At 31.6% G+C, this 13192-nt stretch carries 12 protein-coding genes; 7 read left to right on the forward strand and 5 right to left on the reverse strand.

The window, feature by feature from the left end; all coding sequences use genetic code 11:
* Nucleotides 1-2: 2 nt before the first annotated feature.
* Nucleotides 3-1601, reverse strand: a complete 1599-nt coding sequence (locus tag ACGHJ8_RS02720; RefSeq protein WP_390541555.1) for an aryl-sulfate sulfotransferase — start codon at nt 1599-1601, stop codon at nt 3-5.
* 174 nt (nt 1602-1775) lie between these two features.
* A complete protein-coding gene (locus ACGHJ8_RS02725; RefSeq protein ID WP_211962049.1) occupies nt 1776-2408 on the reverse strand; it encodes a PTS sugar transporter subunit IIB in 633 nt (210 codons plus the stop codon).
* Nucleotides 2409-2544: 136 nt separating this feature from the next.
* Between ACGHJ8_RS02725 and ACGHJ8_RS02730 the strand changes: the two genes are divergently transcribed.
* The 3 genes from ACGHJ8_RS02730 to ACGHJ8_RS02740 all read left to right on the forward strand — a co-directional run bounded on the left by ACGHJ8_RS02730 (nt 2545) and on the right by ACGHJ8_RS02740 (nt 4623).
* Complete coding sequence (locus tag ACGHJ8_RS02730) at nt 2545-2913, forward strand: DUF11 domain-containing protein (RefSeq protein WP_211962048.1); 369 nt, start codon at nt 2545-2547, stop codon at nt 2911-2913.
* A gap of 118 nt (nt 2914-3031) precedes the next feature.
* Nucleotides 3032-3793: a metallophosphoesterase gene (locus tag ACGHJ8_RS02735; protein ID WP_087357731.1), complete on the forward strand. Its 762-nt coding sequence runs from the start codon at nt 3032-3034 to the stop codon at nt 3791-3793.
* Nucleotides 3790-4623 (forward strand): MurR/RpiR family transcriptional regulator, encoded by an 834-nt coding sequence (locus ACGHJ8_RS02740; RefSeq protein ID WP_205089472.1) that lies wholly within the window; start codon nt 3790-3792, stop codon nt 4621-4623. Before ACGHJ8_RS02735 ends, ACGHJ8_RS02740 begins: the two co-directional genes overlap by 4 nt.
* Here the strand turns inward: ACGHJ8_RS02740 and ACGHJ8_RS02745 are convergent.
* From ACGHJ8_RS02745 to ACGHJ8_RS02755, 3 genes are all read right to left on the reverse strand, one after another.
* Nucleotides 4620-5411: a metallophosphoesterase gene (locus tag ACGHJ8_RS02745; protein ID WP_390541559.1), complete on the reverse strand. Its 792-nt coding sequence runs from the start codon at nt 5409-5411 to the stop codon at nt 4620-4622. The two genes, ACGHJ8_RS02740 and ACGHJ8_RS02745, sit on opposite strands and share 4 nt — an antisense overlap.
* A gap of 20 nt (nt 5412-5431) precedes the next feature.
* Complete coding sequence (gene rnjA, locus ACGHJ8_RS02750; RefSeq protein WP_283092184.1) at nt 5432-7177, reverse strand: ribonuclease J1; 1746 nt, start codon at nt 7175-7177, stop codon at nt 5432-5434.
* A 240-nt stretch (nt 7178-7417) separates the two neighbouring features.
* Nucleotides 7418-8287, reverse strand: coding sequence for a DegV family protein (locus ACGHJ8_RS02755; protein WP_211962045.1), 870 nt, complete (start codon nt 8285-8287; stop codon nt 7418-7420).
* 150 nt (nt 8288-8437) lie between these two features.
* Here ACGHJ8_RS02755 and ACGHJ8_RS02760 point away from each other — a divergent pair, with 150 nt between their 5' ends.
* The 4 genes from ACGHJ8_RS02760 (at nt 8438) to ACGHJ8_RS02775 (ending at nt 13189) form a co-directional block, all read left to right on the forward strand.
* Complete coding sequence (locus ACGHJ8_RS02760; protein WP_205089468.1) at nt 8438-9244, forward strand: mechanosensitive ion channel family protein; 807 nt, start codon at nt 8438-8440, stop codon at nt 9242-9244.
* Nucleotides 9245-9469: 225 nt separating this feature from the next.
* The gene (locus ACGHJ8_RS02765; RefSeq protein WP_390541562.1) at nt 9470-11140 is read left to right on the forward strand and encodes a peptide ABC transporter substrate-binding protein; all 1671 of its coding nucleotides are present in this window, start codon (nt 9470-9472) and stop codon (nt 11138-11140) included.
* Between the two features lie 108 nt (nt 11141-11248).
* Nucleotides 11249-12193, forward strand: a complete 945-nt coding sequence (locus ACGHJ8_RS02770; RefSeq protein ID WP_087357738.1) for an ABC transporter permease — start codon at nt 11249-11251, stop codon at nt 12191-12193.
* Between the two features lie 6 nt (nt 12194-12199).
* The gene (locus ACGHJ8_RS02775) at nt 12200-13189 is read left to right on the forward strand and encodes an ABC transporter permease (protein WP_211962043.1); all 990 of its coding nucleotides are present in this window, start codon (nt 12200-12202) and stop codon (nt 13187-13189) included.
* The last annotated feature ends 3 nt before the right edge of the window (nt 13190-13192 follow it).

Genomic DNA, 13192 nt, shown 5'->3' on the forward strand with positions numbered 1-13192 from the left:
CGTCAGTTTTCATCTTGAAACCAGAAATGATTATAAGTATATTTAAAGACACGATACCACCAAGTATCACCTGTTCCTTTGATTGTTTGTATGATATTGTTTTGATCGTCTAATTCCACTGTTTCAAAAGCACTGCCACTATCAATAATTTTATGATTTTCATGTTCCTGTACAGAACTCACATAACCAGAATAAGTGACAGGAATACTTTCAACTAATTCAAATGTTCTTTCATTTTCATCAATGAGATATTTATAGTAGTATGATTGTTTACCTTTATTCCCTTCTCCTGTATCATGATAATAAGGATCATTTTTATAGTCATAATCACGTGTCGTAGAAATCGTGTTATTATTGTTGTAGAAGTACAAATAATATTGTCCATCAGCAAGTTTGTCATCTTGTTGATAAGTCACACAATGTTGACCCGCATTTAAAGAAAAATCACCGATTTGTGTTAAAAGGAATTCATCATAGCCACTTTCCTGCCAAAAAAGAGGAGAACCAATCATATAGTCTACAGTGGGAGAATCATAAATAGAATTGATTTTAATGATTGTTGATGTTTCTCTTGAACTGATGATTAAACTGTCTTTATCGACCAGCTGCAGGGCATTAATATGCATCCAGTCCAGAGCTTCATCTTGTGATGAATCTAAATTCTGACGATAGTTGATAAAGAGTTCTTCAAGATCAATAACTTTTTTGATTTCATGTGTTTCTTTATCAATACTGATGATTTTATCTTCTTCAGTATCTGTATTGCTTTGTGTTGCTAGAACAAGAAAATCATTGTTTGAACCATTAATATAATCATGATGTAAACGATAATGCCCTGTATCATAGAACTGTGTGATTTGTCCCAGTCTGTTCATTCCAGCTAAAAGTGAAGATGAAACACTATAATACATTGCATCATCATCAAAGAGTAAACGATGAGCACGATAGGAAATGATAGGAATTTCACTTCGAATGACACCATTATTATCATATAAGAAAATATAATCAATATCATCATCGTTTTCACTTGTATCATTGCCTAGAACTGTATAAAGACCGTTGCTAAGTTGCTGTGTGCTGTTTCCTTTTTCAATGGAAACATAGGCATTTTCATTACCACTTAATAATGCAGGAGCATCATAAGTCCATTGATGACTGGCAATAATGTCACCATCTTGATTAGTGGCAGTGAGTGTTAATATATTTTTTTGATTAGGGACAATACCAATTAATTGATATTCATGTTCGGTTGTATAATCGCCATACAGTTCACGAGAAAAATCTTCTAATCCATCTACATGAACTTGATAAGAAATAACGGCTGGTTCTTTTGTATAAAAATAAACATATAGACTAGTTGTATTTGTTTGAAAAGGATTTTCTAATATTAAAGGATCATTGAGTGTATAACTCTTATTTTTCATAACATTAATATTGTCTTTGATTTGATTTTGATAGGTTGGGGTATAGACTTCTTGAATATGTGATAATAATTCACTGGAGTGTGTTTGTATATTATCTAATCTTTGATAAATAAAAAAGGACGTGATAAGAATACAAATAAGAATTATTGTACATATAATGAGTTTTTTTCTATTCATCATATTCTCTCCTTACAATAAAGAAAATGATGTATCCTAATAAGAAAATAAATATAAAAATAAGTGGTATTATCTTTTTCATAGTATCTCCTCCTTATTAAAAGTATAAGGATATAATAACGAAAAAGATTGGGATAAAATATGTAAATTGTGGAGAATAAAAAAATCCAAGTTTTATGATTGAACTTGGATATTTTTTTGAATTGTTTGAATAATAGCACGATAATTCTTTGTTGCAAAGAGTGTAGCATCAATACGATAAACAGGAATCTGATGTTTTGTGAATGCTAAAATATCAGGCTCTAAATGAGCAATTTGGGGAGCCAGATATAAAGCATCATAATCTTGGTAATGTTTATAGAGTTGATCTAAAGATAAGGATACAAGCTGAAAATGAATGTTTTCTAATTCACAGACTTGTTGCATTTCTTCGATAAAAACAGATGTTGATAATCCACCCGTACAACATAATGCAATTTTCCATTCTTTTTGCTGAGTATATTGAACCATCGTCTGATAAAATTCTTTAAATAAATGGGTACATTGGGCTAAATCTGTCATTGTAAAATGTAAGTAAAAAATGAGTTTATCATCACTTAAACGTGAAATTTCTTCTTCTATAATGTGATTATACCAGATTGTGATTTTCCCTTTGACTTTTACAGATTCAAAACAAATAATTTGATGTTTTTCATTGTCCGTTTCAACAAAACAGTGAATATAGTCTTTTTGATATTGTTTTTGATGTGAGAGAATCCATCGAAAGAAAAGTTGATTATAAACAGAAAGATAGAATTCATTGAACATGCTAATCACCTACTGCTTTTATCATATACTATTTTGATGAAGATGGCTAGTTTTTACCGAAATTGAAAAGAAACGTTGTAAACAAACAGAACAACTTTGAAAAGTGACATAAATTATAGAGAAAGGAGGGTGCTATATGGAATGTAGTCGAGTATATAATATTGCTCAAGTGGATACAGGTTGTCATATTAGTGTGAGTAATGGTGTAGAAACAGCTATTAAAAAACCACTTCAAATTACCAAAACAGTGGATAAAGAAAAGGCGTGTACAGGAGAAATTTTAACGTATACTATTTTTATTCAAAACACATCATTAGTGGAAGAAACACAAGTGGTCTTTAGTGATGAACTAGATGAAAATGTTGTTTATGTCAATGAGTCATTTACTGTCAATGGACAAGCACAAACACCAGCACTTGACAATCGTACACTTTATTATGTGATTTCAACTATTGAACCAATGTCCAGTGTTGAAATTGTTTTCCAAGTGCGTATTATTGAATAGAGGTTTAAGCCTCTATTTTACATAGAAATTATTTTGAATAGAGATTTTTTTTAAAATAAAGATGGGTTTAGTTTATAAAAAAATATAATTATGATAGAATGTAATGGGGTGATGATATATGGAAAAAAGAATATTTGTTATATCAGATCTTCATGGACAATTTGTATTACTTCAATTGTTGTTGGAACGTATTGGTTTTACAGAAAATGATGAACTTTATATATTAGGGGATATTATGGATCGTGGACCTAATAGTATTGATATTTATTATTTTGTGAAGGCTATGGATAATATTCATATGATTAAAGGAAATCATGAAATCATGATGCGTCAATCTATGTTGGCAGCTTTGAAATATAATGATTTAGATTCTGAACGTTCTAATCCTTATCGTTTATGGAAGCAAAATGGGGGACATAAAACAGTTGATAGTATTCGAGAATATTTACAAAAAGATTACATTCCCTATGAAGAATATTTTGATTTAAAACGTATGTTTATTAAAGAATTGATTTCGTTTATTGATTCATTACCAAGTTATTATGAATTAGATTTGAATGGAAAACATTATGTTTTAGTACATGCAGGTGTTGATCCGGAAATTCCTTTAGAAGAGAATGATGAAGAAATTTTAGCTTGGATTCGTGAATACTTCTATTTGAATGAAGCTAATCCGGATTATACGTATATCTTTGGGCATACACCTTGTTGTTTTATTAATGAAGATCATTCTTTTAATATTTGGTATGATCCAGATTATCATAATAAGATTGCAATAGATGGTGGCTTAGCTGTTGGTAATAAAGGACAATTAAATTGTTTATGTCTGACAACTGGAGAAGTCACAGTCTTAAAATATGATGAGGGGCAACCTCAATGAGAAGTGCTTTCTATAATCTCATCAATTTCATTAATATGACCAGTATTCATGATGTGTATTGGGGTGCTGCCAAAACGATTTTAAAGAATATTTATAAGATACCTGATAGTAGTATTACAGATGTCGCCAAAATGTGCTATGTTTCTACCGCAACGATTTCCAGACTTTGTCGTAAACTCAGTTATGAATCATTTACTGATTTTAAAAAAGATGTCACAATGAATTTGCATTATTTTAATCAAGATGCGAAAAGATTACTGTTTGATCATCAGTTACCTGCACCTGAAACAATTGATGAAGGTAAGGATATTTTTAAAAATCATTTTCAAAACGTGATTCATAATTTACAGGATACTTATGATAATCTACGTTATGAGGATTTAATCTATATTGTTGATAAAATTCATGAAGCGAAACATATCTGTTTTGCAGGTAATTTCTTTACCCAGTCTGTATCTATGCAATTACAGATTGAACTTTCCTATTTAGGAAAAGACTGTGTTGCTATGTATCCTTTAGAACAACAAAAAAATATCTATAAAACATTAAAAGACTATGATTTGATTATTGTTTCATCTATTGCTGGGGGATTCTTTAAAGATCATATTGAAACAATGCGAGAATTGGTGAAAACAGAAGCTTATATTATTGCGATTACACAATTAGATGAGTTTCCATATAGTGATAAGGTAGATATGATATTGAAAGTGGGTAATGATCATCATTCATTGATTGGAAAGTTTTCTGTAACATATATTTTTGAAGTTTTAGAAGCGTTATATCATTTAAAATATGGAATGAAAAATAATGAGAAAAGCAACGATGATTAAACATCGTTGCTTTTTGAGTAGAAAGAAACAAGAAGCACTTGATTAGGACAGAAAACTTTATATGGGAATGATGAAGGACCACTGATTCCATTAGATACAATTAATGTAGCATTTTTTTCTTCATATGTTCCATGATTATATGTTTTTGCTCCTTCAATAGGGAACATACTGCCAAGATATGGGAAATACACAGAACCACCATAACTATGACCAGAGAGTTGTAAATCTACATAGTTTTTGGCTTGAATAAAAGTATCAGGTTGATGTGAAATGCCAACAACCAGTTTATCTTGTGTTTCTTTGAGTTTTGAGAAGTCGTATTCATCGTCATAGGCGACAAGTGTAAGTGATGTATCTTTGTAATATAATGGACGTGTTTCATTATTGAGTACTTCAAAACCACCATTGTTAAGCACTTGTGTGACTTCTAATGAAGATTTTTCATCTCGTTCACCAAGTATAGCAAGTTTTCCATATTGACATTGAATACTTTTTAAAATTTGTGAAACTTCATCAGTTTTAAAGACCTGATCATCATATAAATCCCCACCAAAAATAACCATATCAAAAGGATAATTGTTTAATTCTTTAACAATTTCTTGAAAACGAGTTATACTTTCTTGGTTTGTTAAATTGATATCGGATAAAAAGGCAATCTTTAAACCATTGAGTTGTGAAGAAATTTGTGAATTGATATAATTTTGTTCATGAAATTCGTAATCTTTAGGTGAAATGGCATAGACATAATATCCCAGAAAACATAAACCAAAGACGATTAATAAAATCATTAATCGTCTGATGAGCTTTTTCATACTTTTTTATTCATAATGACAGGAATAATCATTGGATTTCTTTTTGTTTTTTGATAAAAATAAGGAGCCAATGTATCCCTGATTGTATTCTTGATTTCACCAAAAGTTGTCTTTCTCTTTAATAAATGAGAAAGTTCACGACTCACTAATAACTCTGCTTCACGAATCATTTCTTTACTATCCTGCATATAAACAAAACCACGTGACATAATAATAGGTTTATTTAATAAACATCCTGCACGAGAATCCATTGAAATAAGTACAGATACCATGCCATCTTCACTTAAAATCTGACGATCTCTTAATACAGCAGTTGATAAACCGGTAATATCATTACCATCAACATAAATATCATCAACATGAATACGTGGTCCTAAACGAGCTTCTCCATTATGCAATAAGATAGAATCACCATTTGATAAAACAAAAGCATTGCCTTTTGTCAGTCCCACTTCTTCAAATAATTTAGCATGAATCTTCAACATACGATATTCACCATGCACTGGGAAAAAATACTTAGGACGTGTCAACAACAACATTAATTTCTGTTCTTCCTGTGAAGCATGTCCAGAGGTATGCAAGTTATTAATAGCCTCATTTGTTAAAACTCTGGCACCCGCACGATAGAGTTTATTGATAACTCTGCTGACACTACTTGCATTACCGGGAATAGGGTTAGATGAAAAGACAACAGTATCACCCGGTTTAATAGATACTTGACGATGTGTTCCATTAGCAATTCGACTTAATGCAGCCAGTGCTTCTCCTTGACTTCCGGTACATAAAATAAGAATTTCATTATCGGGTAAATTCTTTGCTTCATCATTTTTGATAAAGAAACGGTCTGGACATTTGATGTAACCAAGTTTACGAGAAACTTGAATATTGTTTTCCATAGAACGTCCAAATACTAGAATCTTACGATTGAATTTCACAGCTGCATCAATAATCTGTTGAACACGATGGACGTTAGAAGCAAATGTCGCTACGATTAAACGACCCTCAGTTTTTCTAAATTCTTCCTGTACACTATAAGCCACTTGCTTTTCACTAATCGAAAAGTTAGGTACTTCAGCATTGGTAGAATCACTTAACAATAAAGTAACACCTGTTTCGCCAAGAAAAGACATCACTTGGAAATCAGCTGGATCACCAACCGGTGTTAAATCGAATTTAAAGTCACCTGTTGAAACAATGCGTCCATTAGGTGTATTAATAACGATTCCTAATGATTCAGGAATAGAATGATTTGTCTTAAAGAAACCAATATTAAAATATTTTGTTTTGACTTGAGATAAATTATTAATTTGAATTAATTTTGTTGCTTGTGTTAAACGTTTTTCTTCAAGCTTTCTTCGAATCATTGCACAAGCTAAAGGAGATGCATAGATAAAAGGAATATGAACAACCTGTAAAAGGAAAGGAATTCCTCCAATATGATCTTCATGACCATGTGTAATCAATAAAGCTTTGATTTTTTTCTGATTACGTTTTAAATATGTATAATCAGGAATAACATAATCGATACCAGGTAATCCATCTTCTGCAAATTTTACACCAGCATCAATAATGACTAATTCATCCTGATGTTCAATACAATACATATTTTTTCCAACTTCATTTAAACCTCCTAATGCAAATACCTTTGTATCAGAAGATAATGTTTCATTTTTCATTTGTCTGTTTTTATTATTATAGGGTGTTCTTCTTTGATAAGAACGTTTTTGAGGCCTATCCGCCATTCACTTTCACCTTTCTTTCATTATAATATATGTCTTTTTCATGATTTTTCAATAAAATAAAAGTATTGATATGTATTTATATTATACCATTTTTTATATATTTTTTCATTAAAGCATATGATTTTTATCTGTGATTAACAATAAAAATTTATGATTTATCATGTTGACATACTGTATCATAACTGAAAATAAAGTGAAATGCAAGAATTTAACAAAAAAGCTACTCGATGAGTAGCTGGGTTAAATCTTTTTACATGCAGCAATGGCTAAAGAATGAGGACCAATATGGCAGGCTACACTTAAAGAAAGTGGGTCACAGATAATGTCATGATTTGGGAAGGCTTCTTCGACTTCTTTTTTGAATTCTAAAGCCTGATCTCTATCATAAGTGTAGGCAATCATAATACGTGCATCAGACATATCTTCATGAGTTGGGTCAATACGTTCTTGGATGTCATGACGTAAAGCTTCAATCATGATTTTAGAGGCTTTTTGCATTGTACGTGTCTTTTGGAAAGAGTCTAGTTTTTCACCTTGAATTGTTAAAATTGGTTTGATTTTTAATAATCCTCCAAGTGTTGCAGCGGCAGGAGTAATACGTCCTCCTTTTTTTAAGTATTCTAGTGTATTCACTGTTATATAAATAGAAGCATTTAATTTGTTTTCCATTAAAATATCATAAATTTCTTGAGCGCTTTTGCCTTGTTTAGCCAAAGTCATAGCATCAAATACATCCCATTTTTGAGTGACAGAAATACGTTGAGAATCAACAACAAAAACTTTTCCTTTATAGGCTTCATCATCTGCCAACATCATAGCAGTCTGACAAGAACCACTTAATCCACTTGACATCGGAATATGCACAATCTGATCATAATCTTTTAAAATGCAGTCAAAGAAAGCTGTGACTTCTCCTGTGGCAGGTTGTGAAGTAAAGACTTCGGCACCATTCATTAACTTATCATAAAACTCATCCTGTGTGAGATTAATATCTTCTTTATATTCTTGACCATCTATTGTAAAAGGCATAGGTAAAACAAAGATTCCAAGTTCTTTTGCTTCACTTTGAGTGATACCACTATTACTGTCGGTCATGATTGCTACTTTCATGAAATAACCTCCTTATAACAATAATACCATTTTATCTCAATATAAAAATAATGCAACAATTTTTGTGAATTGAAGCTATAAATTCATAAAAAATTTAACTATATCAAATAAAATATGATAAAATAACGAAAAAAGAAAAGAGGAATAAAAATGGTAGAACAATTGATTCATAAATATGCAGATGCAGGTATAAATTTTTTAGAAGCAGCTATTCTTTTTGTTGTGGGATGGTATGTAGTGAAAATGATTTTACGTATTTTATCAAAAATGATGAAAAGAAGTCAAATTGATGCAATTATTGAAAACTTTGTGATATCTATATTAAATATTGGATTAAAGATTATTGTCATTATTACTGTGATTGCTAAATTAGGTGTTCCTACAACATCGTTAGTCGCTGTTTTAACAACAGCAGGAGCAGCAATCGCTTTAGGGTTGCAAGATTCTTTAAAAGGAATTGCTTCTGGTATCACAATTTTGTTTTCTAAGCCTTTTGTCAAAGGGGATATTATTGAAATTGATGGATATGTGGGAACAGTCCAAGAAATACAGCTCTTATATACGATTGTCATGACATTTGATAATAAGATGGTAGTGATTCCTAATAATGATTTAGTATCATCTAGCTTCGTCAATTATTCACATGAAGATGTACGTAGAGTGACAATGACTGTAGAACTTCATCCAGATAATGATATTCCCCAATTTAAAGCAGCACTTATGCAAGTCATTCAACAGCATCCTTATGCTTTAAAAGAACCAGCACCAGTCATTAAAATTGGTGAATATAAGGAAAGAAGTGTATCAATGCAAATATGGGTATGGGCAGAAAATGATCATTTTTATGAGTTAAATGATGACTTGTGGGTTGCTATTAGAAAGATATTTAAAGAACAAAATATCAAGATTCCAGCCCAACAAATTGATGTTCGTATCCAAAATTCTGATATAAAATAAGATGAAAATTGTATAAACTTTCGTACAATTTTTACATAATTGTATACATCATTAAAAAAACATATCATATATTTCTTTAAAACAGAAATAACGTATTGAATTGGTCGTATAATTACAAAAAAGAAAAAAATAATAAAAAAAACTATTCCCATATCAAAGAAGTTGTGATATATTAGTAGAAAATAACTGACGTGATTGGTTATTTTGGAGGAGGGAAATTAAATAATGAAAAAGAATTGGTTTGCAAAAGCTGCCGCTTCTGTAACATGCTTAGCTATGTTAGTTGGATGTGGTAGTGGTGGATCAGCTGGTGCTAATGAGATTACTATCAATTTAGGAGCAGAACCACCTGAAATGGATTCTATTTTAACAACATCTGAAGGATCAATGAACGTTTTACGTCACTGTGTTGAAGGTTTAGTTAGCTTAGATGCCAATGATAAAGCTGTACCTGGTATGGCAGAAAGCTGGGATGTATCAGATGATCAAAAAACTTATACATTCCATTTAAGAAAAGGAGCAAAATGGAGTAACGGAGAAGAAGTTACTGCTGAAGACTTCGTATTTGCATGGAATCAACATTTCAATGCAAGAACTGGTGCACCTTATGCATCAACTTGGATGACTAAAATTGCAGGGGCTGAAGATATTTTCAATGCAACTGCTGAAAAAGTAGATCCAAAAGATGAAAAATCAGATTACAAGATGGCTGAGGCAGATATTCCTAAATATATGGAAGAACATGCTGGATGGAAAGCAGTAGATAAATATACATTCCAAGTAACATTTACTGGCCCATTCCAATACGCTGTTGTATTGATGGCATTCCCATCATTCTTCCCAGTAAATAAAAAGGCTTATGACGCAGCTGGTGGAAACAACAACTATGGTACTGATGCTGATAAATTAGCATATAATGGTCCATTTACAATTACTTCATGGGCTCATGAAGACAGTATTGTCTTAGAAAAAAATCCAGATTACTGGAATGCTGAAAATATTAAATTAGACAAAATCACTATGAGAATGATCAGTCAAGAAACAACTGCTATTAATGAATTTAATAATGGTTCTATTGATATGATTGGTTTAACTGGTGATAATATTAAACAATTTGAAAATGCTCAAGGATTTGATGATGGTGGAGCTTGGTATTTTGAATTCAATTCAAAAGTCAATCCATTTAACAATGCTAAAGTTCGTAAAGCTTTAACTTTAGGTGTAGATGCTCAAGCAATGATTGATACAATTGTAAAAAATGATTCCAAAGTAGCAACTACATTCACACCACCAGCAGTAGCTCAAGGTGAATTTACTGAATACTGTGGTGATCTTTTCAAACATATCACTAATAATGATTACAGTGAAGCAAAAGCATTATTAGAAGAAGGATTAAAAGAAGAAGGATTAACACTTGCAGAATTCTCACCAGAATTACTTTGTGATGATTCAAGTGCTGCAAAACAACAAGCAGAATTCCTTCAAGCACAATTAAAAGAACATTTAGGTGTGACTCTAAATATTAGACAAGTCACTTACAATGCAAGATTAGATGCAATGGATCAAGGTGATTTCGAAATCGTATTCGCTGGATGGTCACCAGATTACAATGACCCAATGACTTATCTTGATATGTGGGTAACTGGAAATGGTAATAATCATGGTAAATGGTCTAATGCTGAATATGATAAGATTATCAAAGAAGCTTCTCAAATTGCTGATAAAGAAGCATATTATGCTAAATTAAAAGAAGCTGAAGAAATCTTAGCTGAAGAATGTCCAATTGGATTCATTTATGATAGACAAACAAGTTATGTAACAAGCGATAGATTAAAAGGTGTTATTAGAACTGCATTCCAAGACATCAATTTAAACTATGCGTATGTTGAAGAATAGTCAAATGTAATACTGATATTTTTTGAAAAAAGATGGGCTATATAATATTGTCTATATAGCCTTTCTTTATTTTAATGTAGAGAAAAATGTCTAGAAAGGTGTGAATTTATGAAAAAGTATGTATTAAAAAGACTTATATATGCTCTAATCACTATTTTTGTCCTTCTAGCATTGACATTTGTAATGATGCATATGCTACCGGGTGACCCGTTCAATACTGGTAAAGCAATGAGTGAAAGTACAAAACAGGCTTTACGTGAGTTTTATGGGTTAGATAAACCTTTGGTAGAGCAATTTATTATGTATGTTAAAAATGCTTGTATAGGCGATTTAGGTGTATCTATTAAATATAATAGACCTGTTATGGATATTATCTTAGATACATTCCCAGTTTCATTCCAGTTAGGGATGTTCTCATTAATTTTTGCAGTTATTGCAGGAGTGGCTCTAGGGGCAATTGCAGCTATTCGTCGAGGAAAAGCTGCTGATACTATTGCTATGACTTTATCTGTTATTGGAGTTTCAATTCCTAGTTTTATTGTTGCAGCGTTACTTCAATATTTTATAGCATTAAAGTTGAATCAGCTGCTGGGAACCCAGATTTTTGCGATTACAGGATGGGGTAATTTGAATCAGATTATTTTACCTGCTTTGGCATTGAGTTTCAGTTCACTAGCAACAGTTTCACGTTTAATGCGTACAAGTATGCTGGATGTTTTAAGTTCTGATTATATCAAAACAGCGAAAGCAAAAGGATTGTCAGAACGTCAGATTTTATGGAAACATGCTTTAAGAAATGCAATTATGCCAGTTATTACGGTTTTAGGTCCAATTGCGGCTGCTGTATTAACAGGAGGATTTGTTGTTGAAAATATCTTTAATATTCCTGGTATGGGGAAATTCTTCGTATTGGCTATTAAAGAAAATGATTATACGTTAATTGCTGGAACAACATTGTTCTATGGCGCATTCTTAATTATCGCTGTATTAATTGTCGATTTATTATATGGTGTTATTGATCCTCGTATCAATCTAGCAAGTGAAAAGGAGTAGTGTAGAATGAAAAAGAAACAAACATTAAAACAAGAATTCGTTCCAGAAGAAGCATTATCTCCAGATTGTCATGTTGATGCAGCGGATTTTGAATGGGTTGGACAAGATAGTGAGAAAATGCAATCTATTACACGTCCAAGCATTAGTTTCTGGAAAGATGCATTTTCAAGAATTAGAAAAGATAAAGTAGCGATTACATTTTTGGCTATTTTAGCCGTGATGGTTATTTTAGCGATTATTATTCCAGCTGTTTACCCATACAAATTTGATATGACAGATGATCTTCATAAACATGTAGGTATGTTTTTCTCTGGTGATGGTCACTTCCATCTCTTTGGAACTGATTATTTAGGTAGAGATATGTTTGCCAGAATTTGGCGTGGAGCACGTATTTCATTATTTATTGCATTTGCTGCCGTTATTATCAACGTTATTATTGGTGTTATTTATGGTGGTATTGCAGGATACTTTGGTGGTATGGTTGATAATATTTTAATGCGTATCGCTGAAATTATTAATGGTATTCCATACTTATTGATCGTTATCTTATTAATGGTTATTATGACTGGTGGGGTATTTACAATTATCGTTGCTTACTCGCTTGTCGGTTGGGTAGGAACCGCCAGATTAGTACGTGGTGAAGTCATGCGTTTAAAGGAACAGGAGTTTGTTGTTTCTGCAAAAAGTATGGGTGCTTCTTCTGCACGTATTATTAGAAAACATTTAATTCCAAATATTTTATCTATCATTATTGTTAACTTAACATTAGCAATCCCTAATGCTATCTTTACTGAAGCATTCTTATCTTTCTTAGGTTTAGGGGTACCTTTACCAGAAGCTTCATGGGGAACTTTAGCAAATGATGGAATTCAATATTTCCAACAATATCCTATTGAATTGATTATTCCTGCTATTTTCATTAGTATTACAATGTTAAGCTTTAACTTATTGGGTGATAAGCTTAGAGATGCTTTTGATCCTAAATTAAGGAGGTAACGG

This window comes from Massiliimicrobium timonense (assembly GCF_042850985.1).
Classification (GTDB): Bacteria; Bacillota_I; Bacilli_A; order Erysipelotrichales; family Coprobacillaceae; genus Allocoprobacillus.

What these genes read in the sequence shown, in the direction of transcription:
- ACGHJ8_RS02720 (WP_390541555.1), bottom strand. Translation starts at nt 1,601, where the DNA reads ATGAATAGAAAAAAACTCATTATATGTACAATAATTCTTATTTGTATT.
- ACGHJ8_RS02725 (WP_211962049.1), bottom strand. Translation starts at nt 2,408, where the DNA reads ATGTTCAATGAATTCTATCTTTCTGTTTATAATCAACTTTTCTTTCGA.
- ACGHJ8_RS02730 (WP_211962048.1), top strand. Translation starts at nt 2,545, where the DNA reads ATGGAATGTAGTCGAGTATATAATATTGCTCAAGTGGATACAGGTTGT.
- ACGHJ8_RS02735 (WP_087357731.1), top strand. Translation starts at nt 3,032, where the DNA reads ATGGAAAAAAGAATATTTGTTATATCAGATCTTCATGGACAATTTGTA.
- ACGHJ8_RS02740 (WP_205089472.1), top strand. Translation starts at nt 3,790, where the DNA reads ATGAGAAGTGCTTTCTATAATCTCATCAATTTCATTAATATGACCAGT.
- ACGHJ8_RS02745 (WP_390541559.1), bottom strand. Translation starts at nt 5,411, where the DNA reads ATGATTTTATTAATCGTCTTTGGTTTATGTTTTCTGGGATATTATGTC.
- rnjA (WP_283092184.1), bottom strand. Translation starts at nt 7,177, where the DNA reads ATGGCGGATAGGCCTCAAAAACGTTCTTATCAAAGAAGAACACCCTAT.
- ACGHJ8_RS02755 (WP_211962045.1), bottom strand. Translation starts at nt 8,287, where the DNA reads ATGAAAGTAGCAATCATGACCGACAGTAATAGTGGTATCACTCAAAGT.
- ACGHJ8_RS02760 (WP_205089468.1), top strand. Translation starts at nt 8,438, where the DNA reads ATGGTAGAACAATTGATTCATAAATATGCAGATGCAGGTATAAATTTT.
- ACGHJ8_RS02765 (WP_390541562.1), top strand. Translation starts at nt 9,470, where the DNA reads ATGAAAAAGAATTGGTTTGCAAAAGCTGCCGCTTCTGTAACATGCTTA.
- ACGHJ8_RS02770 (WP_087357738.1), top strand. Translation starts at nt 11,249, where the DNA reads ATGAAAAAGTATGTATTAAAAAGACTTATATATGCTCTAATCACTATT.
- ACGHJ8_RS02775 (WP_211962043.1), top strand. Translation starts at nt 12,200, where the DNA reads ATGAAAAAGAAACAAACATTAAAACAAGAATTCGTTCCAGAAGAAGCA.